The following is a 281-nucleotide window of genomic DNA, read 5'->3' on the forward strand; positions in this document are numbered from 1 at the left end:
GGAATGAATCCAGGGGTGGTTCAATGGATGGCCGTTGAGCTGTTAAAGAAAGACTCAGGAGAACGTCCACTTGGCTGTTATATTGTAGAGCATGACAATTATTTTTTTAAGGACAAGGCGAAGGCAAAAAAGGACGTCATTTACACAACCTGGTCTCCCGAGTGCTTTCTGGACGAGGCTATTTCAAGCTATCCGATGTTTATGAACCACCATACACCGCTCTTTTTATATGAAAATGTTTATGATGTCGAATTTAAAGTCTCTTTAGGGGACAAGCAGTT

1 protein-coding gene is annotated in these 281 nt (G+C 41.6%); it reads left to right on the forward strand.

The annotated features are described in order from the left end of the window. Window positions 1-281: hypothetical protein (locus SB822_RS56520; RefSeq protein WP_410859029.1), on the forward strand; the 281-nt coding region annotated here is incomplete at both ends.

This window comes from Paraburkholderia sp. SIMBA_054, from assembly GCF_046534875.1.
In the GTDB taxonomy this organism is placed as follows: Bacteria; Pseudomonadota; Gammaproteobacteria; order Burkholderiales; family Burkholderiaceae; genus Paraburkholderia; species Paraburkholderia hospita.